This is a genomic window from Microlunatus sp. GCM10028923, assembly GCF_042666975.1.
Classification (GTDB): Bacteria; Actinomycetota; Actinomycetes; order Propionibacteriales; family Propionibacteriaceae; genus Microlunatus.
Map to the genome: position 1 here is coordinate 75,272 of NZ_JBHTFF010000007.1, position 21,938 is coordinate 97,209.

The 21,938-nt window shown below is 68.9% G+C and carries 22 protein-coding genes and 2 tRNA genes; 18 read left to right on the top strand and 6 right to left on the bottom strand.

All coding sequences use genetic code 11. From position 1 onward, the window contains the following. Positions 1 to 76 precede the first annotated feature (76 nt). Complete coding sequence (locus ACFQU4_RS18080; RefSeq protein ID WP_377494388.1) at positions 77 to 406, top strand: hypothetical protein; 330 nt, start codon at positions 77 to 79, stop codon at positions 404 to 406. Between the two features lie 81 nt (positions 407 to 487). Beyond that, positions 488 to 946, top strand: a complete 459-nt coding sequence (locus ACFQU4_RS18085; protein ID WP_377494390.1) for a carboxymuconolactone decarboxylase family protein — start codon at positions 488 to 490, stop codon at positions 944 to 946. Between the two features lie 9 nt (positions 947 to 955). Here the strand turns inward: ACFQU4_RS18085 and ACFQU4_RS18090 are convergent. Beyond that, positions 956 to 1,029 (bottom strand) — tRNA-Arg (locus ACFQU4_RS18090). A 64-nt stretch (positions 1,030 to 1,093) separates the two neighbouring features. Between ACFQU4_RS18090 and ACFQU4_RS18095 the strand changes: the two genes are divergently transcribed. From ACFQU4_RS18095 to ACFQU4_RS18155, 13 genes are all read left to right on the top strand, one after another. Continuing rightward, positions 1,094 to 2,287, top strand: a complete 1,194-nt coding sequence (locus ACFQU4_RS18095) for an MFS transporter (protein ID WP_377495150.1) — start codon at positions 1,094 to 1,096, stop codon at positions 2,285 to 2,287. A 31-nt stretch (positions 2,288 to 2,318) separates the two neighbouring features. Continuing rightward, positions 2,319 to 2,951 (top strand): oligoribonuclease, encoded by a 633-nt coding sequence (gene orn, locus ACFQU4_RS18100; RefSeq protein ID WP_377495152.1) that lies wholly within the window; start codon positions 2,319 to 2,321, stop codon positions 2,949 to 2,951. 55 nt (positions 2,952 to 3,006) lie between these two features. Next, a tRNA-His gene (locus tag ACFQU4_RS18105) sits at positions 3,007 to 3,082 on the top strand. 357 nt (positions 3,083 to 3,439) lie between these two features. Beyond that, on the top strand, positions 3,440 to 6,970 hold the full coding sequence (locus tag ACFQU4_RS18110) for a hypothetical protein (protein WP_377494392.1): 3,531 nt from the start codon (positions 3,440 to 3,442) through the stop codon (positions 6,968 to 6,970). A 572-nt stretch (positions 6,971 to 7,542) separates the two neighbouring features. Beyond that, positions 7,543 to 7,929 (top strand): phosphotransferase, encoded by a 387-nt coding sequence (locus ACFQU4_RS18115; protein ID WP_377494394.1) that lies wholly within the window; start codon positions 7,543 to 7,545, stop codon positions 7,927 to 7,929. Positions 7,930 to 8,022: 93 nt separating this feature from the next. Continuing rightward, positions 8,023 to 8,214, top strand: a complete 192-nt coding sequence (locus ACFQU4_RS18120) for a CsbD family protein (RefSeq protein ID WP_377494396.1) — start codon at positions 8,023 to 8,025, stop codon at positions 8,212 to 8,214. A gap of 78 nt (positions 8,215 to 8,292) precedes the next feature. Then, positions 8,293 to 8,559: a GlsB/YeaQ/YmgE family stress response membrane protein gene (locus tag ACFQU4_RS18125; RefSeq protein ID WP_377494398.1), complete on the top strand. Its 267-nt coding sequence runs from the start codon at positions 8,293 to 8,295 to the stop codon at positions 8,557 to 8,559. 12 nt (positions 8,560 to 8,571) lie between these two features. Next, positions 8,572 to 9,465 carry a diacylglycerol/lipid kinase family protein gene (locus ACFQU4_RS18130; RefSeq protein ID WP_377494400.1) on the top strand — a complete coding sequence of 298 codons (894 nt, stop codon included), beginning with the start codon at positions 8,572 to 8,574 and terminating at the stop codon, positions 9,463 to 9,465. 110 nt (positions 9,466 to 9,575) lie between these two features. Next, positions 9,576 to 10,478 (top strand): hypothetical protein, encoded by a 903-nt coding sequence (locus ACFQU4_RS18135; protein WP_377494402.1) that lies wholly within the window; start codon positions 9,576 to 9,578, stop codon positions 10,476 to 10,478. Positions 10,479 to 10,489: 11 nt separating this feature from the next. Further along, positions 10,490 to 11,008, top strand: coding sequence for a carboxymuconolactone decarboxylase family protein (locus ACFQU4_RS18140; RefSeq protein WP_377494404.1), 519 nt, complete (start codon positions 10,490 to 10,492; stop codon positions 11,006 to 11,008). 27 nt (positions 11,009 to 11,035) lie between these two features. After that, positions 11,036 to 12,337: an MFS transporter gene (locus ACFQU4_RS18145; RefSeq protein ID WP_377494406.1), complete on the top strand. Its 1,302-nt coding sequence runs from the start codon at positions 11,036 to 11,038 to the stop codon at positions 12,335 to 12,337. 34 nt (positions 12,338 to 12,371) lie between these two features. Continuing rightward, entirely contained in the window at positions 12,372 to 13,226 is an 855-nt protein-coding gene (locus tag ACFQU4_RS18150) for an NAD-dependent epimerase/dehydratase family protein (RefSeq protein ID WP_377494408.1), read from the top strand. Next, a complete protein-coding gene (locus ACFQU4_RS18155; RefSeq protein ID WP_377494410.1) occupies positions 13,204 to 13,998 on the top strand; it encodes an SAM-dependent methyltransferase in 795 nt (264 codons plus the stop codon). Before ACFQU4_RS18150 ends, ACFQU4_RS18155 begins: the two co-directional genes overlap by 23 nt. Before the next feature lie 227 nt (positions 13,999 to 14,225). Here ACFQU4_RS18155 and ACFQU4_RS18160 read toward each other — a convergent pair whose 3' ends face one another. From ACFQU4_RS18160 to ACFQU4_RS18170, 3 genes are read right to left on the bottom strand one after another with little or no spacing between them, the layout of a single operon-like run. Next, complete coding sequence (locus tag ACFQU4_RS18160) at positions 14,226 to 15,653, bottom strand: RNB domain-containing ribonuclease (protein WP_377494412.1); 1,428 nt, start codon at positions 15,651 to 15,653, stop codon at positions 14,226 to 14,228. A 19-nt stretch (positions 15,654 to 15,672) separates the two neighbouring features. Then, positions 15,673 to 16,134 (bottom strand): reverse transcriptase-like protein, encoded by a 462-nt coding sequence (locus tag ACFQU4_RS18165; protein WP_377494414.1) that lies wholly within the window; start codon positions 16,132 to 16,134, stop codon positions 15,673 to 15,675. Positions 16,135 to 16,146: 12 nt separating this feature from the next. Then, positions 16,147 to 16,860, bottom strand: coding sequence for a zinc ribbon domain-containing protein (locus ACFQU4_RS18170; RefSeq protein ID WP_377494416.1), 714 nt, complete (start codon positions 16,858 to 16,860; stop codon positions 16,147 to 16,149). A 180-nt stretch (positions 16,861 to 17,040) separates the two neighbouring features. Here ACFQU4_RS18170 and ACFQU4_RS18175 point away from each other — a divergent pair, with 180 nt between their 5' ends. Together ACFQU4_RS18175 and ACFQU4_RS18180 are read left to right on the top strand one after the other, a co-directional pair. Next, complete coding sequence (locus ACFQU4_RS18175; RefSeq protein ID WP_377494418.1) at positions 17,041 to 18,300, top strand: multidrug effflux MFS transporter; 1,260 nt, start codon at positions 17,041 to 17,043, stop codon at positions 18,298 to 18,300. Positions 18,301 to 18,370: 70 nt separating this feature from the next. Further along, positions 18,371 to 18,646, top strand: coding sequence for an HU family DNA-binding protein (locus ACFQU4_RS18180; RefSeq protein WP_377494420.1), 276 nt, complete (start codon positions 18,371 to 18,373; stop codon positions 18,644 to 18,646). Between the two features lie 52 nt (positions 18,647 to 18,698). On the opposite strand, the gene ACFQU4_RS18185 is transcribed toward ACFQU4_RS18180, so the two are convergent. Continuing rightward, positions 18,699 to 19,292 (bottom strand): histidine phosphatase family protein, encoded by a 594-nt coding sequence (locus ACFQU4_RS18185; RefSeq protein WP_377494422.1) that lies wholly within the window; start codon positions 19,290 to 19,292, stop codon positions 18,699 to 18,701. After that, positions 19,289 to 20,182, bottom strand: a complete 894-nt coding sequence (locus tag ACFQU4_RS18190; protein WP_377494424.1) for an acyltransferase domain-containing protein — start codon at positions 20,180 to 20,182, stop codon at positions 19,289 to 19,291. Before ACFQU4_RS18190 ends, ACFQU4_RS18185 begins: the two co-directional genes overlap by 4 nt. Before the next feature lie 160 nt (positions 20,183 to 20,342). Between ACFQU4_RS18190 and ACFQU4_RS18195 the strand changes: the two genes are divergently transcribed. Beyond that, a complete protein-coding gene (locus ACFQU4_RS18195) occupies positions 20,343 to 21,845 on the top strand; it encodes an aminopeptidase P family protein (protein WP_377494426.1) in 1,503 nt (500 codons plus the stop codon). The last annotated feature ends 93 nt before the right edge of the window (positions 21,846 to 21,938 follow it).

Sequence of the window (21,938 nt, forward strand, 5' to 3'; positions counted from 1 at the left end):
ATCGGACCGCGGTCGTACCCGGGTCGTGGCCACGGAGCGATCCGTACTGCACCGGGGCCCGATTAGCGTCGGCAGCGTGCTCCCGTTCGTCGCGCTGACCGCCGCCGCGGCCGTCCTGGCCGCCGGCACCTGGTCGATCCGCCGCAGCCTCCGGCCCGGCCGGGGAACCGGCCGAACCTGGCTGCGGGCCCTCGGGCTCACCTGCTGGACCGCCCTGCTCGTCCTGATCATGGCGGCGCCGTCGCTGTACGCGCGGTTCACCGGCCGCCGCGGGACCTGGTGGAACTACACCGACACCGCCCCCGAGGCCGTCGTCGCCGTCATGATCATCGGCCTGGTCGCGGCCGTCGTCTGCACCGTACGACTGCTGATCATGGTCCGGCGATTCCTGGTCGACCAGAACTGATCGTCCCGGATCCGTCACATTCCCGATCGGGGCTCCGTCAGAGGGGTGAAGCAGTCACCCATTCGATCAAGGAGCACCACCATGGAAGCACGCATGAAGAACCCGGCCTTCGCCTTCCCGGCCGCGATGGAAGGCATCCAGAAGCTGGTCAAGGCCACCCATCAGGGCGGCGCCGACCCCGAGCTGCTGGAGCTGATCGCCCTGCGGGCCAGCCAGATCAACGGCTGCAGCGCCTGCGTGTACGGGCACGTGGCCAACCTCAAGAAGTCCGGCGTCGGCGACGACCGGGTCGGCAACGTCGGTGCCTGGCGCGAGGCGCCGTTCTACAGCGACGCCGAGCGCGCCGCGCTGCAGCTCGCCGAGTCGATGACCCGGCAGGCCGACAAGTCCAGCGAGGTCGTGTCGAACGAGGTCTGGGACGCGGTCACCGACCACTTCGACGAGGGCCAGCTGAGCGCCATCATCCTGACCGTCGCCCTGACCAACCTGTTCAACCGGATCAACGCGACCATCCAGGAGCCGGCCGGCCAGACCTGGTAGGGCTTGGAGCGCCCCCGGGAGGACTCGAACCTCCGACCAACAGATTAGAAGGCTGTTGCTCTATCCAGCTGAGCTACGGGGGCGAGAGCGCCGGACCATCCTAGCCGGGGATAATGGGCGCTTGTGAGTCCACCGAACGATGAAACGATTCGGTGGCGGCGGATCGCGGTTCCGGCCTACGGGCCGACCATCCTGGTCTCGGTCGGATCGGGGGCGATCCTGCCTTTGGTCGCGCTGTCCGCACGCGACCTGGGGGCCAGTGTCGGCATCGCCGCCTTGATCGTCGCCCTGATCGGCATCGGCCAACTGGTCGGTGACCTGCCGGCCGGCGCGCTCGCCGCCCGGATCGGCGAGCGGCGGGCACTGATCGCGGCCTGTCTGCTCGACGCGGCGGCACTGCTCGGCGCCTTCCTCGCGAAGTCCCTGATCCTGCTGGCGATCGCTGTGTTCGTGGCCGGGCTGGCCGGGGCGGTGTTCAGTCTGGCCCGGCAGGCCTATCTGACCGAGGCCATCCCGATCCAGCAACGGGCTCGGGCCCTGTCCACGCTGGGCGGCACCAGCCGGATCGGCACCTTCATCGGCCCGTTCGTCGCGGCCCTGCTGGTGACCCACTTCGGCCTCGCGGCGGCGTACGGGTTCGCGGCCGTGATGAGCCTCGCGGCTGCCGTACTCACCTTCCTGTTGCCCGACCTGAACGCCGCGACCCGCGCGCCGGTCACCGTACGCCGCAGTGTCTGGTCGGTGCTGGCCGAGCACCGGCGCACCCTGGCCACCCTCGGCACCGGGGTGCTGATGATCGCCGCGGCCCGCGCCACCAGGCAGTCGATCATCCCGCTCTGGGCGGAATCGGTCGGCGTCGACGCGGCCACCACCAGCCTGATCTTCGGCATCTCGGCCGGCGTCGACATGCTGCTCTTCTATCCGGGCGGCGCGATCATGGACCGGTTCGGCCGGGTCTGGGTCGCCGTACCGTCCATGATCATTCTCGGCGCCGGCTTCATCCTGCTCCCGTTCACCCACGACACCCTGACCATCGGCCTGGTGGCCGCCCTGATGGGCTTCGGCAACGGGATCTCGTCCGGAATCGTGATGACGCTCGGCGCCGACGCCTCACCGCCGGACGCGCGGGCTCAGTTCCTCGGCGGCTGGCGGCTGTTCGCCGACCTGGGCAACGCGGGCGGACCCGCTCTGATCACCCTGATCACCGCATTCGGCCCGCTGGCCGCCGCCTCGTTCGGGCTGGCCGGGCTGACGTTGGCCGGCTCCGCGTGGGTCGCCCGCTGGGTGCCACGATTCGCACCGGACCGCCATGTCCTCAGCCTGTCGAAGGACGCGCCGTGACCGTATCCGTATTGTATGGCCGGTGAATGACATGCTGGTGTGGGTTGACTGTGAGATGACCGGCCTCGACCTGAGCGCTGACGCCCTGATCGAGGTGGCCGCGCTGGTCACCGACGCCGAGCTCAACGTGATCGGCGACGGGGTCGACGTGTTGATCAAGCCGAGCGACGAGGCACTGGAGCAGATGAGCGACTTCGTGCGCGCCATGCACCAGAACTCCGGGCTGCTGGAGGAGCTCGACCGCGGGCTGACCATGGAGGAGGCCGAGGCCCGGGTGCTGGAGTACATCAGCGCCCAGATCCCCGAAGCCGGCAAGGCGCCACTGGCCGGCAACACGATCGGCACCGACCGCGCGTTCCTGGCCCGGGACATGCCGACCCTGGAGTCGCACGTCCACTACCGCAACGTCGACGTCTCGTCGGTGAAGGAGCTGGCCCGGCGCTGGTACCCCCGGGTCTACTACCAGTCCCCCGCCAAGTCCGGCAATCACCGAGCCCTGGCCGACATCCAGGAGTCGATCGAGGAACTGCGCTACTACCGCGAGGCCGTCTTCGTACCGCAGCCGGGCCCGGACACCGCCACCGCGAAGCAGATCGCCGAGCGGCACCAGGGCGTCATCACCGGCCGCCGCCCGGAGACCGCCGAGCCCGCGGCCGAGAACTGATTTCTCCCGCGCCGGGGTCGGACGCTATGATTCACGCTGCTGCACGACGCACATGGTGGGTATAGCTCAGCTGGTAGAGCACCTGGTTGTGGTCCAGGATGTCGCGGGTTCGAGTCCCGTTACTCACCCCAGGTTGCCGAACCCCAACATCTCGATGCTGGGGTTCGGCCTGTTTCCCCCAATATTCCTGGTCAGAAGGCAATTCGACATGGTGCGCAACAGCGATCGTGGGGCTCGAACTGAGGGCGGTGAGGTCCGTAGCCTCACCGGCGTGGGTGGCGATGGTGATTCCATCGCTTCGTCATGACGTGCCAGCGATCGGGTGACCGTCGTGTGCGCGATGTTATGCCTGCGGGCAACCTCTAACGCTGAACACTTCGCCCGCAGCGACTCGAACGGCACAGGGTGAAGCGTCACGGGTTTGGGGCCGGTCGTTTGATCGTCGCCCGCCAGTACATTCGCTCCATGGGACCAGTCAACAAGTTCGGATGCAGGTCAGCGCCGAGGTGGTTGATGTGAACTTGCTCGACCGCATCGACCAACGCCTCTCTGATACGCGCGCACGGATCAACCCGGCCGATTTCGAAGACTGTGCGACCTCTCTGCTCAGTCCTATCCACCCCGGGCTCGCGCCGATCACCGGAGGCTCCGACTTCGGCCTTGATGCTGAGATCACCGAAGAATCGCAGATCACCGGTCTCATCATCACGTCGTCGCGGAGTTGGGACGGCGCGAAGCGGAGCCTGCGAGACAGCCTGCAATCGATGCGAAAGAACGATGTCCCAGTGCAGCGTGTCGTCGTGGTCAACCTCGCCGAAGCGAACAGGTCGAAGCGCGAGAAGCTCAGAGCCATCGCGAAGGAGTTCGATTGCGAACTCGTGCAGGTCTACGACCGAGCATGGTTCGCGAACCTGTTCCGGGCGAATCCCGACTGGCGACGCAAGGTCCTCGACATCGAAGGCGGACCATTCAGCCTCTCGCGCCACCCGCGCGGAGCACGCCCCGACGAACAGCAACTATCGACCATCGGACGCGACGCACTCATCGCCGAAGTAGAGGAGTCCGAGTCGGACGTGATCCTGTTCGGGGTTCCAGGCGTCGGAAAGAGCCACGTCGCCAGCAAACTCGATGGCGCCCTGTTCCTCGAGCGGCAGCCCACGCCCGTGAGACTTCTTGACGATCTCATCGAAACAAAGCCCGCCCTGGTCGTGGTCGACGACGCCGGCGGACGACTCCAAGACGTCGATCTGCTCCTACAACTGCGCGACGCGGAGAAGCTCGACTACCGGATCATCGCGACGTGCTGGCCGCACGAAACGGACCGGATCGCTGACCACATCTCGAACGCGGACCAGCTCGAGGTCGATCTCCTCACCCGCGAAGAGCTCGGGGCAATTCTCCGCGACCGCGGCATCACCCGACTCTCTGTGATCGTGCACCTCCTCACACAAGCCGACGGGCGCCCAGCCTGGGCACTGAACCTGGCCGATCTCCTCATACATGAAAGTGACTGGAAGTCCGTATGGACCGGGAGGGCACTGCGAGACCAGATCTTCGCCTTCCTGCGCATGTCCAACGCATCGGAAGACGCAGTCGATGTGCTTGGCACCCTGGCGCTCCTAGGCCAGGTCAACGACGACCAGCTACGACGTCTAGCAGACGTCCTCCAGATCCGGCGACCTGTACTGATCCGACTCATTCGATCCGTGGCGATCGCCGGCCTCGTCGACGTCCAGGACCACAAGCACTACAACCATGAGGCCCAGCAGATCGAGCACACCCAGACCTACCGCGTCCAACCGCCCATCATCGCCGCAAGCGTCGCATCCGAGGTCTACTTCTCCGGCACCGCCTCGCCCGTCCGATTGAGCGACGTCAAAGACACGTTCCCAGAACTCGCTGCCGACATCACGCAGATCCAGATCTACGCGAAACTCCTTGGCGCAACGCACCCAAGAGTGCCGACCGCCACCGAACTTGTCGCTGTGCTGCCCGATGCTAAGAAAGACGTCGAGCTCCTACGGAGCTTCGGCCAACTCGGCCCCGAACAAGCGCAAGCCGCCGTCGACATCTACATGGCGCGCGTCAGTGCAGCGCTCAACGCCACTGATTATTTCGCGACTGTCGAGAGCGAAGCGAAGCTCCTGGCCGCCCGCGTCGCTGATGCAGTGGAACACAACGTCCCCGGCGCTGTTGCCACATTTGTCAAAGCGCTCACCGTTCTCGAGGACGCAGGCCACGACATCGAACCGGCGGTCAAGGAACTCGTCGAAGAAGTCCGCGACACCCGCAGCGGCGACCATCCCCAACTCGCCGATCTCACGAGACTCGTCGAAGCACTCCTGGCAGTGCCCGACGCCAACCTTACCGACACCGTCTGGGCCGCGCTCGTTTGCGAAATCCTCGCCCCGACGTTCGACGGCAACTACGTGAACCCCGAGGTCCTCCACCAGTTCATCCTGCAGTCGTTCACCTGGGCCGCCACCGACATGGAAACGCTATATGATTCCATTCAGCCCGCACTTACCGCTCGCGCCCGCGGACTAACGCCCACCATCCAACTCGCACTGATCGGCCTGCTCGACAGATGGGTGAGAATCGCGAACGGATGGGGCCTCCCATTCGGCGGCGAGCCCAACACCGCCCAGGTCTGCGCTGGCAACCGCATCGCGAAGGAAATCGCGAATACCCTCGCCCCATTCATCGCCACACCCGGCGTCCGAGCCCGGTTCAACAAAGCAGTAAGCACCCTCAATATCCGGCTCGACGAACCAGACACGCTGTTCGAGGCTCTCGCACGCGAACGCCTGACAAACTACGAGGAAGGCAGGCGCCTCAAAGAAGCCGCGCTCGACAAAGCACTCGCACCCTTCCAGCAACAGGAACCCGAGGTGCTTATGGAGTGGCTGAAGGCCCACGAGTCTGAGCTCGCGGCCGTCGGCCAAACGACCACCGCCGCCTGGCAAGTGTTCGCGCGCATCGCGTACCAGCCCGATGCGGAGCCAACCAAGTGGCTCACCGCCGCCATCGACCATGGCCTTGCAGGGTCAGCCTCAGTGCTCATCGGCGAATGCGTACGCACCGACCAACTGACCTCCGCGATCGCCGACCGGCTGCTCGCTGACCCGAACGGCCGACACGGCATCATCAGCGCAGCTATCGGCCAATCGACAAACCCTGGCCTTGTCCAAAGGGTCGTCGACCAACTGAACCCCGGTGACGTCCTACAACTCGAATCGCAATTCGTACTTCGAAACGCGCCCGAACCAACTAGGAAAGCGCTATTCACCCACACAAACGACGAGGTCCGCGGAACCGCGGCAGCACTGTGGGCGGCCGAATGGACCTGCGATGACGACTCCCAGCCCGATGACGTGGACTGGCTCAATGCTATGACGTGCTACACCGTGCCTGAGAACAGCAGACACGACCAGATCCAGACCCAAGCACTCAATTCACTCGCGAAAGCATCGCCCGATGTCTTCATCGAACTATTCGTCAAGAACGCCAAGACCACGACGGGCAACAGCTGGAGAGACCTCGACGGATGGGAAGAGCCAGTGCGGCTCCTCTGCCCCGCCGACCGGGACAAACTCTGGCAGGAAGTAAGAGACACTGAAATAGCGCACGAGTTCTTCTGGGTCATCGCCGGCAAGGACGCCGACTGGATTACTGGCACCGTCAGTGAACCCGCCTTCAATATCTCTATCCGTGACCTCCTTGGCGCATTTCAGTTCCAATTCGGACACCGCTTCCCACTCGCCACCCTCGCCACGATGCTCCGGCCACTCAGCGCAGAACCCGACGACCTGCTCCGCACACTTGAAGTCGGATCATTCACAGGCGAGGAGCACGAACGTTACGCTGCCAGCCTCGACAACCTTCGAGGTCTTGCCAGCTCTGACGACGAGGACATCGCCCGCCTAGGCCGACGAGGCGTCGAGATCTACGAGCCCTTGCTCAAAGAATCACTCGTCAAAGCACGAAGGGCGGCTGTCCGCGGCACGCGCGACTACTAGCGACAACTGTTGGCCGCAAGTCGGCGCCAGACAGGAGGATTCCGCATCGCGGATTCGGGCCAAGCTTCGCGTCCATCAGACGGCATCATTAAGGACAGTTCGACGTGATACGGGACGTCGGCACGAGCTGGGGCAGGACTGGAGACCACGAGCCGAGGCGCACGACGGAGCCACCGCCAACTCCGTGACATCGCTTCGATAAATTCGCTCGGACAGCCCCGCAATCCACCTCCATGCTGCGCGCGATTGAGCGGATCGAAACCCCACCCAGATGCAGTCTCGGCCGCGGCGGCTTCCTCAACGCCCAGCCAGTCGACGTCTTGGGACATGGCGTCAGGTCAGGTTCGCCGACACACCGTGGCTCGATGTAGACCGCACGGTGTGGCAACCTCGCTTGACGCTCGCTCCGCTGCGATAGTCGTCTACGTGATGCTCCCCTTCGGAGAGCAAGGTTGGTAACGCATGACCTAGGGACGCCAGTTCAAGCACGGCCGGGATCCTCTACGAGTGACTGGGCCGTTCGTCCGGCCGAAATCCGACGGGCACGGTGCTTCGGTTCTTAGCGACTGGCATTGGATCTCCTCTCCGGCGCTCAACTGGAACACCTTCACGGCGCATACGAGCTCCCGCCGGGCACTCGGGTCAGCGTCCTCGGTGACGGCAACGATCTGAACTTGAGGCTGGACCTCGATCCATTCGGGTGCTGCGGGTGCATCGGCAGAGGTTCCGGGATCCGCGGCACGCCAGGTCCGATCTGGTCTTCCAGCGGTATCTGGCTCGGCGGCTGGCGGGCCGGAGTGATCGACTTCGCCGACTGCGGGTACGGCTACTTCCTGTACGACCGTGGCCGGTCCTGGAATCTGACCAGGCAGCCGGAACTGCAGCGTGCCCTGATCCAGGGGCACAGCCCGCACCGCGGCAGGACGCGCGATGGCGGATGGGTCTCACGCGGGCTGTGATCGTTCCGTGACGTTTCGCCACGCGGCGCGTCTCTACCTATGAGGCCCAGGTCCCGACCGGGACCGTGGGACCGCACGAGGGAAGGAGCCGTCATGGGATTCGCGGACAAGGCCAGGAACAAGGCCGAGGAACTGGCCGGTCAGGCCAAGGAGAAGGTCGGCGAGGCGACGAACAACGACGAACTCGCCGGCGAGGGCAGGGCCGAACAGGTCAAGGCGAAGGCCAAGCAGGCGGGCGAGAACCTGAAGGACGCCGGCCGGACCGTCGTCGACGACGACCGCTGACCCCTCCGTTCCGGCTCCCGTCGACCAGCGGGAGCCGGAACGTTCCGGACCACCATCCCCACCCAGCCAAGGAGAACCATGGGAACCGTTATCGCCTACCTCGTCATCGGCCTGCTCGGCGGCCTGATCGCCAAGGCCATCCTGCCCGGGAAGCAGGGCGGCGGCTGGCTCGCCACCATCGCGCTCGGCATCGTCGGCGCGCTGCTCGGCGGCTTTCTCGGCGGGCTGCTGTTCAACGTCCGCTACGACGAGATCTTCAGCTTCCAGGGCTTGATCACCGCGGTGATCGGCAGCCTGGTCGTCCTGTTGATCTTCGGCCTGATCCGTCGCCGCGCCGAGTCCTGAGCCGGCGGAGCGATGTCAGAGACCGCACCCAGCTGCGCCGTGGTGTACAACCCGGTCAAGATCAGCGAGGAGTTCCGACTGCTGGTCCATGATCGACTTCCGGCGGACTGGGCCGAGCCGCTGTGGCTCGAGACCACCGAGGACGATCCGGGCCGCGCTATGACCGACCGCGCGGTCGTTGCCGGGGTCGACCTGGTCATCGCGGCCGGCGGCGACGGCACGGTGCGGGTCGTCGCCGACCGGCTGGCCGGCACCGGGATCCCGCTCGGGGTGGTGGCCGCCGGCACCGGCAACCTGCTGGCGCGCAACCTCGGGCTGCCGCTCGACGAGGCCGAGGCGATCCGGGTCGCGTTCCGGCGCGAGACCCGGACGATCGATCTGATCAAGCTGGACGGCGGCGACCGGGACGGCCAGCACTTCGCTGTGATGGCCGGCATCGGGATCGACGCCATGATCATGGACAACGTCGACCCGCGGCTGAAGAAGACCCTCGGTCCGGCCGCGTACGTCATCGCCGCACGCAAGGCCGCCGAGCAGCTGCCGATGAAGGTGACGATCGAGGTCGACGGGCACCGGCCGCGACGACGCCGGGCCGCCCTGTGCGCCATCGGCAACGTGGGCCAGCTACCCGGTGGGATCACGCTCATCCCGGGGGCGAAGCCCGACGACGGCCTGCTCGACGTGTACGTGGCCGCGCCGCGCCGGCTGACCCACTGGATCAAGGTGCTGGCCCGGCTGATCACCCGGCGGCCTCGCGACGACGACACGGTCGACCAATGGCAGGCGCGCCGGGTCGAGATCCGAACCCGGAACCCCGAGATGCTCCAGCTCGACGGCGATGTGGTCGGGCCGACCCGGCTGATCACCGCCGAGATCCGGCCCGCAGCCCTCACCGTCTGCGTCTGACTCCTCCACTCCTCCGCCGGCCGCCGAACCGGCCTTGTCAGATACCCCCAGGGGGTATATGCTCCGGTACGAGCCGGGCACCTGGTCCGGCACGGACGGAGGACTTGGCGATGACGAACCACGCAGGCCACGGCGATCACACGGCGCACCAGCAGCACGGCGCACCCGCCGCGCACGACGATCACAACGCCCACGGCGATCACAACGCGCACGGCGACCACTCCGCGCACAAGGACCACTCCGCGCACGGGGAACACTCGGCGCACGGGGACCACTCGGCCCACGCGGGCCACGGGCCGGGCGGGCTGACGGTCTCGGAGCAGGGCTACACCTTGCAGCCGGACTCGGTGATCTTCACCGCCGGACGGCAGCAGATCACCTTCCGGATCGCCGGGCCCGACGGCACGCCGGTCACCGCGTTCGAACCGACGCACGACAAGGAACTGCACCTGATCGCGACCCGCCGCGACCAGACCGGGTTCCAGCACGTACACCCGACGCTCGACGCGGCCGGCACGTGGACCGTCGACCTGGACCTGACCCCGGGGGTCTGGCGCTACTTCGCCGACTTCAAGCCGGCCGGGCACGACCAGCTGACGCTCGGCGTCGACATCTCGGTCGCCGGTGCGTTCGACCCGCAGCCGCTGCAGCCGGTCGAGCCGACGTTCCGGATCGACGACTACGCGGTGACCCTGACCGGGGACCTGACGGCCGGGCAGCCGGCCGAGCTGACCCTCACGGTGCAGCGCGACGGCCGGCCGGTGACCGACCTGGAGCCCTACCTGGCCGCGTACGGACACCTGGTCGCGCTGCGGGTCGGCGACCTGGCGTACCTGCACGTCCATCCCGAGGGCCACCCCGGCGACGGGAGCACCCCGGCCGGACCGGACATCGTGTTCGTCGCGACCGCCCCCAGCCCCGGCGCCTACCGGCTCTACCTGGACTTCCAGCACGGCGGCGTCGTCCGCACGGCGTCGTTCACGGTCGAGGCCGGCCGGCCGCACCACCACTGAGGACGGGCCCGATGCCACGCCTCAGCGCTCTCACCCCGGAGACGGCGACCGGCAGGTCCCAGGACCTACTCGGCGAGCTGGTCGCCCGGCACGGCCAGGTCGGCACGATGGTCTCGACCATGGCGCACTCCCCCGCCGTGCTGGGCGGCTACCTGCACCTCAGCCGCGCCATGGGCCGGGCCAAGCTCGACCGCAAGCTCAGCGAACGGATCTCGATCGCGGTCCAGACGCAGCAGGGCTGCGGCCTCTGCCTGGAGTCGCACGTGGCCGCCGCGCGCAAGCTCAAGATCACCGAGGAGGAGATCGACAACGCTCGCGCCGGCCGGTCCGCCGATCCCAAGATCACCGCGATCATCGAGCTCGGGCTCCAGGTGTACCGTGAGCCGACCTCGATCACCGACGCTCAGTTCGCCGAACTGCGGGAGTACGGCTACAGCGACCGCGAACTCGCCGACGTGGTGGGCGTCGTCGCGCTCAACCTGCTCACCGGCGCCTTCAACCTGCTGGCCGGGCTCCGCCCGGATTCCTGACCCCTCGACCGAGAAAGATCAACTTCGATGAGCCTGTTCGCGATCCGCGACTACCGGCGCCTGTTCAGCGCCCAGGTGATCGCGCTGTTCGGCACCGGGCTGGCGACCGTCGCCCTCGGCCTGCTGGCGTACGAGCTCGCCGGCCCGAGAGCCGGCGCCGTGCTCGGCACCGCCCTCACCATCAAGATGATCTTGTACGTGATCGTCGCCCCGATCGCCGCCGCCTACGTGGACCGACTGCCCCGCCGACTGTTCCTGGTGATCCTCGACGTGGTCCGCGGCGCCGTGGTGATCGCGCTCCCGTTCGTCACCGAGATCTGGCAGATCTACCTGCTGATCGGCCTGCTGCAGACGGCCTCCGCCGCATTCACGCCGACCTTCCAGGCGGTGATCCCGGACATCGTCACCGAGGAGGCCGACTACACCCGGGCGCTGTCGGCGTCCCAGCTCGCCTCCACCATGGAGAGCCTGCTCAGCCCGGTACTGGCCGCGCTCGCGCTGGCCTTGATCAGCTTCAACTGGCTGTTCGTCGGCACCGCGGTCGGGTTCGCCGCGTCGGCGGTGCTGGTGCTGTCCACCCGGATCCCGAACGCCCGGCCCAACCCGCACGCCCGGGCCTTCGACCGGGTCGCCGCCGGCATCCGCCGGTTCGTGGCGACACCGCGGCTGCGCGGCGTACTCGCACTGAACCTGGTCGTCGCGTCCGCCGGCTCGATCGTGATCGTCAACACGGTCAACTACGTCCGGGACCGGTTGGGCGGCGGCCAGTCCGAGGTGGCCTGGATGCTCGCGGCGTCCGGCGCCGGGACCTTGATCATCGCGCTGCTGCTGCCCAAGGTGCTGGACCGGATCGCGGAGCGCCCGGTCATGATCACCGGCGGCTTCCTGCTGGTGGCGGCCGTCGCCGCGGCGATCATGATCGTCAACTACGCCGGCGGCACCGCGGCCTGGGTGGCCACCGCCCTCGACTGGTTCGCGATCGGCGCCGGGATGGCCCTGGTGATCACGCCGACCGGACGCGTGCTGCGCCGGTCCGTACCGCCGAACGGGTTGCCGGAGGTGTTCGCGGCCCAGTTCTCGCTGTCCCACCTGGCCTGGCTGGTGACGTACCCGATCGCCGGCTGGCTGGCCCTGCAGGCCGGGCTCGGCACCACCTGGATCGTCCTCGGCCTACTGGCCGCGGCCGGTGCCGGCACCGCGATCCTGGTCTGGCCGCGCCGGGAACCCGCGGCCGTCGGGCCCGAGCCGACCAGGACCGACCTCAGCGACACCGAGGCGGCCGAATGCACGCTGGTCGCCGGCCAGTGCGCCTGCGTCCGACCCGTCTGAGCCGTCGGCGGCCCAGGGTGCTAGGAAGATCGACATGACCGAAACGATCTGCGTCACCGGGGCCGCCGGCAAGGCCGGCCGGGCCGTCGTCGATGATCTTCGCCAACACGGCTACACGGTGCGTGCCACCGATCTCCTGGTCGGACCGGAGCAGCGCCGCGACGGCGTGCTACAGGCCGACCTGACCGACTACGGCCAGGCGGCCGAGGTGCTCGCCGGCACCGACGCCGTGGTCCACCTGGCCAACATCCCGGCGCCCGGGCTCGCCACCCCGGCCGTCACGTTCAACAGCAACATCACGATGAACTTCAACGTGTTCTCGGCCGCGACCCAGCACGGTCTCGGCCGGGTGGTCTGGGCGTCCAGCGAGACGACGCTCGGGCTGCCGTTCGACACACCGCCCCGCTACGCGCCGGTCGACGAAGATCATTATCCGCTGCCCACCTCGACCTACGCGCTGTCGAAGGTGGCCAGCGAGACGATCGCCGAACAGCTGGCCCAGTGGTCCGGCATCCCGTTCATCGGGCTCCGGTTCTCCAACATCATGACCGTCGCCGACTACGCCCGGTTCCCGTCCTTCTGGCCGGATCCCCAACTGCGCAAGTGGAATCTCTGGGGCTACATCGACGAACGCGACGTCGCGTCCGCCTGCCGGGCCGGGCTGACCGCTCCGGCCGAGGCGGTCGCCGGCAGCCACAGCATGATCATCGCCGCCGCCGACACCTGCATGAACCGGCCGTCGGCCGACCTGCTAGCCGAGGTGTTCGGCGAAACTCCGTTGACCCGAGCCGTCGGCGAACACGAGACTCTGCTTGCCATCGATCGCGCCCGGGAACTGCTCGGCTGGCAGCCGCAGCACTCCTGGCGTGATCACGTCGAAGTGGAGTGATCATTTGAGGCCCGAGTTGCTGTCGCTGCCCGAGCGGTTCCCGCGTTCGTCGACGTACGACCCGGAGTGGTTGCTGTCGCTGGACATGGGCCCGAATCCGTTGTGGCAGTTGGAGGAACTCTGGGACGACCTCGCCCTGCAACCGGGCCAGCGGGTGCTCGACCTCGGCCCGGGGCGCGGCGCCACCGCCGTGTTCCTGGCCCGGGAGGCGGGCGTCGCCGTCGATGCGCTGGACCTGTGGATCACGCCCGAGGAGGCTGCGCAGACGTACCGCGCGATGGGCGTTGACGACCTGGTCACGCCACAGCACGGCGACATCCGCACGGTCGACCTGCCGAAGGAGGCCTACGACGCGATCGTCAGCCTGGACGCCTGGGAATACTTCGGCACCGACGTCTACTTCCTGCGCCGGCTGGTCACCGCACTCAAGCCGGGCGGCGTGCTCGGTTTCGCCACGCCGTCGTTGCGCGACGACCCGTATCTGGTCGAGCCGCTGCCGTCACTCGCCGAGTCCGCCGGGTTCGAGGTGCTGACCTGGCATCCGGCCGACTGGTGGGGCAAGCACACGGCGCTCACCGGCGGGCTCACCGACGTCAAGGCCTGGGTGCCGCCGGACAGTCTGGAACTGTGGCAGCGCTGGGACGACGCGGTCGACGGCAACACACCGATGCGGCAGGTGGTGCGGGACTATCTCCCGCTGGGCGGCCCGCCGCCGGCTCTCGGACTGGTCCACGTGATCGGCCGGAAACCGTACGCCACAAAGGATTCCTGAGGTACGGGGAGCGGCCCGGCGAGGACCGGCCCACGGAAAGCCACGATCGCGGCGACACCGTTGGGGGCCGGCCCTCCTCGGCCGTCCCCCTGGCGACCGGGTCGCGTTGTCCCGACGAGACCACCGACCTGACAGACCGGCGGCCCAACCTCCCCCAAACGGCAACTCACTTGTGATTCAAGCACACCGCGCCAATCGGCACGACCGAACCGCGGAAATCTCTTGGATCAGGCGGGTTCGAAGACGACGGATCCCCGGTCCAGTTCGTCCTTGATCAGCCGGACCCGAAGCTCCTCGCCGAGCCGGAGCCGATCGCCGCGCACCGAGGCCTCGACGGCCGGCTCGGCGACCACGAGCTTGCCCCGGTCCTTGCGTTCGTCCAGCTCGGTGACCATCGCGTCGAACACCGTGTCGCCGGCCGACCGCAGCACGGCCAGCTCGACCAGGTCGAGGACGGCGCGCTCGTACCGCTTGGCCTGTTGTTCCGACGCCGCCATCGCCTCCGGCAGCGCCGACAGGCCCGCCCGGATCCGGTCCGGCACCGGCTGCCCGGCGGCCAGGGCGAGGCAGACCTCGCTCACGTACCGGTCGACCAGCCGGCGCAGCGGTGCGGTGGCGTGGGCGTACTCGACGGCGAGGGCGGCATGCTGCGGCTGCTCGGGCGGCGCTCCGTCGAACGCGGCGTAGCCGGCGCCGCGGAACAGGCTGGTGCAGGCCGCCAGCATCGCGGCGTCCCTGGCCTGGGCCGGGTCGAGGGTCCGGACGAACTCGGGATAGGAGAGCTCGTCCGGCCAGGAGATCCGCAGCGCCTTCGCGATCCGACGCAACCGGTGCAGCGAGGAGTCCTCGGCGGGCGGGAGCGTCCGCAGCACGCCGATCCCGCCGTCCAGCATGATCCGGGCCGCCGCCATCCCGGTCAGCAGCGAGATCTGGGCGTTCCAGCCCTCCACCGGCAGTGGCGACCGGAACTCCAGCGTCCAGTGATCATCGGCGACGGCGACCTGCTGCTCGGGGATCGGCAGGCTGACCCCGCCCCGGTCCCGCTCCTGCTGCTCGCGCAGCTGCCCCACCGTCCGGAGCAGCTCCAGCGACGGCCGGGCCGACCCGCCGTCGAGCTCCTGCTGCGCCTGCAGGTACGTCAGCTGCTCCCGGCTCCGGACCAGCGCCCGCTCCACCGTCACCCCGGTCTGGATGCCGGACCGGTCCAGCGTGAGCGTCCACAGGACGGCCGGCCGCACCTGGTCGGGCAGCAGGCTGGCCGCGTCCTCGCTGAGCACCGGCGGGTGCAGCGGAGTCCGCCGGTCCGGCGCGTAGAGCGTCTGGCCGCGCCGGTGCGCCTCGGCGTCGATCGGGCCGTCCGGTTCGACGAAGGCGCCGACATCGGCGATCGCGTACGACACCACGAAGCCGTCACCGGACTCGGCGAGATGCAGCGCCTGGTCCAGGTCGCGCGACCCCTCCGGGTCGATCCTGATCAACTCCAGATCGGTCCGGTCCAGCTCCGGCAGCCGGGGCTCCTTGGCCGCCCGCTCGGCGGCGGCGATCACCTCGGCCAGGAACTCGTCCGGGACCTGCAGTTCGGTACGGAGAGCGATCAGACCGTCGGCCACCTCGGCCTTGGCGCGATCGGACAGGGCTAGCTTGCGTGCCGGCATGTCCCGGAGCCTAGTGCGATCAGGCGATGCTGCGGGTCACCGGCTTGCCGTCGAGGGCGGCGTTGACCAGGGCGTCGGCCCGCTTGTTGCGCTCCCGCGGAAACCAGACCCAGGTCACCGCCGGCGGCCGGAGCGCCGCGGCGCGCAGGGCCAGCGGCTTCAGGTCGGGATGCTTGATCTTCCAGCGGCCCGCCATCTGCTCGATCACGAGCTTGGAGTCCATCCGTACCTCGACCTCGGCGGTCGGGTCGATCGCGCGGGCCAGTTCCAGGGCCGCGACCAGGCCGCGATACTCGGCGACGTTGTTGGTGGCGACGCCGATCGGCAGGCCCTCCTCGGCCAGCAGCTCGCCGGTCTCTGCGTCGCAGACCAGCGCCCCGTAGGCGGCCGGGCCGGGGTTGCCGCGGGCGCCGCCGTCGGCCTCCGCGACCAGCCGCCGGCGGGGTCGATCGGCCGGCGGCTCAGGGTCGAACAGGGTCACGGGTACCGGCGGTCAGAGGCCGGAGTTCTCGGTCCGGACCAGGATCCGGCTGCACTCCTCGCAGCGCAGCACCTCATCCGCCGGCGCGGCGGCGAACACGCGCAGCTCGGCCGCGTTGATCTCCAGCTGGCAGCCGGTGCAGCGACGGTTCCGCAACTCGGCGGCACCGACTCCGCTGTGGGTGGCCCGGACCTTCTCGTACAGGGCGAGCAGGTCGGTCGGCAGCCCCGGCTGGGCCGCGGTCCGTTCCGCCTTCCGCTCCCCGGCCTCGGCATTGATCGCGGCGACCTTGGTGTCCCGTTCGCCGGTCAGCCGATCCACCTCGGAACGGATCCGGTCGGCCGTCGCCTTGAGCTCCGCGGCCCGGGCAGTCGCGGTCTCGAGCTTCTCCATCACCTCGAGCTCCGCGTCCTCCAGGTCGGAGATCCGCTTGCGCAGGTGGCCCACCTCGGCGACCAGCGACTCCAGCTGTTTCGGGTCGCTGACCGACCCGTCGGCCACCCGGGCCTCGTCCCGAGCCAGTCGCTGTCGTACCGGCTCGAGGTCGGACTCGGCCTTCGCCTGGTCGGCGCTCAGGTCGCTGACCTCGGTCTCGGCCTGGACCAGGGCCGCCTCGGCCACGTCCCGCTCCCGTTCCGCGGCCGCGAGCTGATCATGCTCGGGCAGAGACTTGCGGCGGTGCAGCAGCTGGGCCAGTGCGCTGTCGATCTGCTGCAGAGCGAGCAAGCGCAGTTGGGCACCCTTGTCGGCTTTGATGATGATCTCCCTTCGTGCGCCGTGAAGTTGTGCGTGCGAGCCTACTCAACCGGACCGGGGAATGAATCAGGACTCCGCAGAGTTGGCATGTTCGCCATCGATGTGCCCGCATTCGGGTCGTCGTGGGGGGCCCATTCAAGGAGAAGATCTATGACGACCGCGTCTGCCCCGGAACCCGCCGCCGTGGCGGCTCCGGGCTCGCTGGCCGACCGCTTCGTCGGCGGCACCTACGTCCGGCTGGTTCTGGTGCTCGGCGCGCTCAGCGCCCTCGGGCCGCTGACCATCGACACCTACCTGCCGGCGCTGCCGACCCTGACCACCGAACTCAAGGCCACCGACGCGATGGCGCAGCTGACCCTGACCGGGGTGCTGGCCGGCATCGGCGTCGGGCAGTTGATCATCGGGCCGCTCTCCGACGCGGTCGGCCGGCGCCGGCCGCTGCTGATCGGGCTGCTCGGCCACGGCCTGATGTCGGTGCTCTGCGCGCTCGCGCCGACGGTGACCATGCTGGCCGTGACCCGTACCGTGCAGGGCCTGGCGGGCGCCGCCGTCTCCGTTGTCGCGATGGCGATGGTGCGGGACCTGTTCACCGGGATCAAGGCGGCCCAGCTGCTGTCCCGGCTGGTGCTGGTGATGGGCGTCGCCCCGATCCTCGCGCCGTCGCTCGGCGGTGCGCTGCTGCGCTTCACGTCCTGGCGCGGGATCTTCGTCGTGCTGGCGATCATCGCAGTCGGGCTGGTCGTGCTGGCCGCGGTCGCGCTGCCCGAGACGTTGCCGCCGGAGCGCCGGCTGCCGGCCAAGCTCGGTCGCTCCCTGCGCTCGTACCGAACACTGCTCAGTGACCGGCTGTTCGTGATCATGGTCGGCATCGCGGGCCTGTCCTTCGCGACCATGTTCTGCTACATCTCCGGTTCCCCGTTCGTCCTGCAGCAGCTGTACGGGCTCGACCCGCAGCAGTACGGGCTCGTCTTCGGCATCATCGCCGCCGGCCTGATCGGTGTCTCCCAGATCAACCCGATCCTGGTCCGCCGGCACGGACCGGTGCTGGTGCTGCGCGTCGGGATCGGCCTGGCCCTGCTGGGCAGCGTGATCACACTCGTCATGGCCGCGACCGGAACCGGCGGGCTGCTCGGGCTGGTGATCCCGCTCTGGTTCGTGATCGCCTCGGTCGGTCTGGCGTTCCCGAACGCGCCCGCGATCGCGCTCAGCCGGCACGGCGAATCGGCCGGCGCTGCGGCGGCCCTGCTCGGTGCGGCCCAGTTCCTGGTCGGCGGTCTGGCGGCGCCGCTCGTCGGTGCGCTGGCCGACGGTACGGCCGTCCCGATGACCGCGATGATGGTCGGCACGACAGGCCTCGCACTGACCCTGCTGCTGGTCGGTTGGCGCCGGATGTCGGCCTTCCAGTTCTGACTGTCTCCCCTGGCGGGTAAGCTAACCGCCGCCCAGAGCCGTACGGCTCACACAACATGAAGGAGCAAGCGTGAATCGAGCCGAACTCACCACGGCGATCGCCAAGGAGACCGAGCTGACGAAGGATTCCGTCGACCGGGTGCTGGATGCCCTCGCCGGGACTCTGGAGAAGGCCGTGTCCTCCGGCGACGAGGTGAAGTGGCCGGGCGTGTTCACCCTGGACGTGGTCGACCGGGCCGCGCGGCAGGGTCGGAACCCGCAGACCGGCGAGGCCATTGAGATCGCCGCCAGCAAGGCCGCCCGGCTCCGTCCGGGCACCCGGCTGAAGAAGGCCGCCACCGCCTGAACGACCGTGTCCTGAGCCTGTCGAACGCCCCTGACCAGGGGTTTCGGCAGGCTCAGGCCTTTCCGGGGTGGGACGGCGCGTTCCACTGCAGCAGGGCGGGCAGGTCCTTCTCCGTGCCGAGCACCGAGAGGGTGCCCGTGTGCAGCGGGAAGTGGTCGCCCAGGGTGAGGTCGAGGCCGAGCCAGCACAGGGTCAGGGCCCGCAACGCGTGCCCGTGCGCGAAGCAGATCGCCCGCTCGACGCCGGCGTCGCGGACCCGCGCGATCACCCGTTCCAGCCGTTCCCGGACCTGACCGGCGGTCTCGCCGCCGGGCGCCGGGAAGTCCCAGATCGTCCAGCCCGGCACCAGTTCCCGGATCTCGGCGCTGGTCCGGCCCTCGTAGTCGCCGTAGTCCCACTCGACCAGGTCGTCGTCGAGGGTCGGCGCGCCGGTGCCGGTGAAGCCGGCCAGCTCGGCGGTCTGCCGGGCCCGCAGCCGGGGGCTGGACAGGATCAGCCCGAACTCCGCCGGATCAAGCCGGCCGGTCAGGGCCCGGGCCTGCTCCTCGCCGCGCGGTGTCAGCGGCAGGTCGGTCCGCGAGGTGTGCCGCCCGTTCGCGCTCCACTCGGTCTCGCCGTGGCGGATCAGGTACAGCTCGGTGGTCACCGGTAGGCCTCGATGTCGACGGTCCCGCTGTAGACGTACCAGTGGTCGCCGGCGCGGAGCCGGTCGACGATCAGCCGCTGCAGGGTGGTGTCCTGCGGCAGCGAGTCCAGGTCGACGTCGCCGCGGCGGGCGAAGGTGAAGAACAGCGCGTCACCGTCGGCCTCGCGCGGGTTGTCCCGGAGCCGCCAGCGGCCCTGGAACCGGGCCATGTTGGACTCGGCCGGCAGTCCCTTGCTCAGTTCCGGGTCGAGCAGCCAGCTGCCGCAGTAGAACCTTGCGGCGGGCTGGTCCGGGAAGTGTTCGGCGAAGAAGGCGGCCGCCGCCGTGAACGACTCGTCCACGCTCTCCGGGGTCAGCGGACCGGTCCGCGGGATGTGTGTCGACAGCACCCACGCGTCGTCCGCCCGGTCCCGCTCCAGGTCGAACTGGAGCCGGCCGAGCCAGTACAGCGCCGCCGACCAGGCCACCCGGAGCCAGCCGTACGTGTGCAGGCCGAAGCTGCCGTACGTGAGCCGGTGCACCCAGACCTGCTGCCCCAGGTCGGACAGGGACCGCCAGGAGACGTCGTCCGGGATCCGCTGAGCTGTATGGAATTCGCGCACCCGGTCGACGGTCGCCAGCAGGGTGAGCATCGGCAGCACGCCCGCCGCGCCCGGCCCGGCCGCCTCGGCGTCGTAGCCGGCCCAGGGATCGCCGCCGTCGCGGTCGAACACCCCGATCGCGGCCGTCAGGTCGGCGGCCCGCCGGTCGATCTCGGCCAGCAGTTCCGGTTCGCCGGCCACCTGCTTCGCCGCCGTCAGCAGGTCGGCCCGATCGTCGTCGCGGAAGCCGAGTGCCGCCGCTCGTTCGGCAAGCTCTGGTCGAGTGAGTTCGGTGTACGCATCGGCCACGCGACAACCCTAAGCCGCCCCCACCTCCCCCTCCCCGCCGACCGGGCACAAAAGCAGCCGTTGGGACGGCGTGTCGCTGCAGAGGTGCCCGGTCGGCGAAAGTGGGACGACGGCCCTCCTCGACTTTGGTCGTGCTCGGGCGTGATGGAGACTGAACCTCATGAGCAGCGAGAAGCAGCCGGCCCTGCCGAACCGTCAGACCCCGTTCTCCGAGGCGTTCAAGGCGTTCATCGGGACCGACTGGGCTCCGTACTCGACCGAGCTGCCCGAACCGCTGCCGGCCGCCTCCCACGCGGTGGCGCGGCGCGCCGCCATCAGCGCCCAGTTCCCCGGCGAGCGACTGGTCGTCCCGGCCGGCGGGTTGAAGATCCGCTCCAACGACACGGACTACCGTTACCGGCCGCACTCGGCGTTCGCGCACCTGACCGGGCTCGGCACCGACCGCGAACCGGACGCCGTGCTGGTGCTGGAGCCGACCGACGACGGCCACGACGCGACGCTCTACTTCAAGCCGCGCGCGCCCCGGGACGCCGAGGAGTTCTACGCCAACGCGCGGTACGGGGAGATGTGGGTCGGGCAGCGCCCGTCGCTGGACGAGCTGAGCCGGCTCTGCGGTATCCGCTGCGTCGCGATCGAAGACCTCGACGACGACCTGGCCAAGAACGCCGGCGACACCCCGATCCGGATCGTCGGCGACGCCGACCCCGCCGTCACCGCCCAGGTGGCCCGAATCCGTACGGAGGCAGGGATCTCGGCCGACTCGGCGACGACGGAGGAAGATCAGGTCGACCCGGACACCGAGCTGGCGACGGCGCTCAGCGAGCTGCGGTTGATCAAGGACGAGTACGAGGTCGAGCAGATGCGCGAGGCCTGCACCCGGACCGGCGAGGCGTTCGCCGCCGTGGTGGCCGACTTCCCGGAGGCGATCCGGCGGGGACGCGGTGAGCGCTGGGTCGAGGGCGTCTTCGGCCTGCACGCGCGGCACGCCGGAAACGCGATCGGCTACGACACCATCGCGGCCTCCGGTGATCATGCCTGCACGCTGCACTGGATCCGCAACGACGGCGACCTGAAGTCCGGCGATCTGATCTTGATCGACGCCGGGATCGAGCTGGATTCCTTGTATACGGCGGATATCACCCGCACCCTGCCGCTGACCGGTACGTTCTCGGAGGCGCAGCGCGAGGTCTACCTGGCCGTTCTGGAGGCGCAGGAGGCCGGCTTCAAGGCCGCGGTGCCGGGCGCGAAGTTCTCCGACGTGCATGCCGCCGCGATCGAGGTGATCGCCCGCCGGCTGGCCGACTGGGGCATCCTTCCGGTCTCCGCCGAGGAGTCGCTGAACGCGGAGACCGGCGGCCAGCACCGCCGCTGGATGGTGCACGGCACCTCGCACCATCTGGGCATCGACGTCCACGACTGCGCCCAGGCGCGCCGCGAGAACTACCGCGAAGGCACCCTGGCCCCGGGCATGATCATCACCATCGAACCGGGCCTCTACTTCAAGTCCGAGGACCTGCTGGTCCCGGAGCGGTTCCGCGGCATCGGCGTCCGGATCGAGGACGACGTGTTGATCACCGAGACCGGCAACGAGAACCTCTCCGCCGGCCTCCCCCGTACCCCCGACGCCGTCGAAGCCTGGATGAAGGACATCCTCGCCCCCTGACCCCAGCTCGCTTCCGCGCAGCCGCGACTGATCCTCGCAGCCGCGACTCGTGCAACGGTCGCGCTTGCGTGCAACGGTCGCGCCTGCGTAGAT

Bases quoted from the DNA above. Each gene is read 5' to 3' on its own strand.
- ACFQU4_RS18160 (WP_377494412.1), bottom strand. From the start codon at position 15,653: ATGCCGGCACGCAAGCTAGCCCTGTCCGATCGCGCCAAGGCCGAGGTG.
- ACFQU4_RS18110 (WP_377494392.1), top strand. From the start codon at position 3,440: ATGCAGGTCAGCGCCGAGGTGGTTGATGTGAACTTGCTCGACCGCATC.
- ACFQU4_RS18140 (WP_377494404.1), top strand. From the start codon at position 10,490: ATGCCACGCCTCAGCGCTCTCACCCCGGAGACGGCGACCGGCAGGTCC.
- orn (WP_377495152.1), top strand. From the start codon at position 2,319: ATGCTGGTGTGGGTTGACTGTGAGATGACCGGCCTCGACCTGAGCGCT.
- ACFQU4_RS18130 (WP_377494400.1), top strand. From the start codon at position 8,572: ATGTCAGAGACCGCACCCAGCTGCGCCGTGGTGTACAACCCGGTCAAG.
- ACFQU4_RS18175 (WP_377494418.1), top strand. From the start codon at position 17,041: ATGACGACCGCGTCTGCCCCGGAACCCGCCGCCGTGGCGGCTCCGGGC.
- ACFQU4_RS18150 (WP_377494408.1), top strand. From the start codon at position 12,372: ATGACCGAAACGATCTGCGTCACCGGGGCCGCCGGCAAGGCCGGCCGG.
- ACFQU4_RS18145 (WP_377494406.1), top strand. From the start codon at position 11,036: ATGAGCCTGTTCGCGATCCGCGACTACCGGCGCCTGTTCAGCGCCCAG.
- ACFQU4_RS18120 (WP_377494396.1), top strand. From the start codon at position 8,023: ATGGGATTCGCGGACAAGGCCAGGAACAAGGCCGAGGAACTGGCCGGT.
- ACFQU4_RS18135 (WP_377494402.1), top strand. From the start codon at position 9,576: ATGACGAACCACGCAGGCCACGGCGATCACACGGCGCACCAGCAGCAC.
- ACFQU4_RS18125 (WP_377494398.1), top strand. From the start codon at position 8,293: ATGGGAACCGTTATCGCCTACCTCGTCATCGGCCTGCTCGGCGGCCTG.
- ACFQU4_RS18195 (WP_377494426.1), top strand. From the start codon at position 20,343: ATGAGCAGCGAGAAGCAGCCGGCCCTGCCGAACCGTCAGACCCCGTTC.
- ACFQU4_RS18085 (WP_377494390.1), top strand. From the start codon at position 488: ATGGAAGCACGCATGAAGAACCCGGCCTTCGCCTTCCCGGCCGCGATG.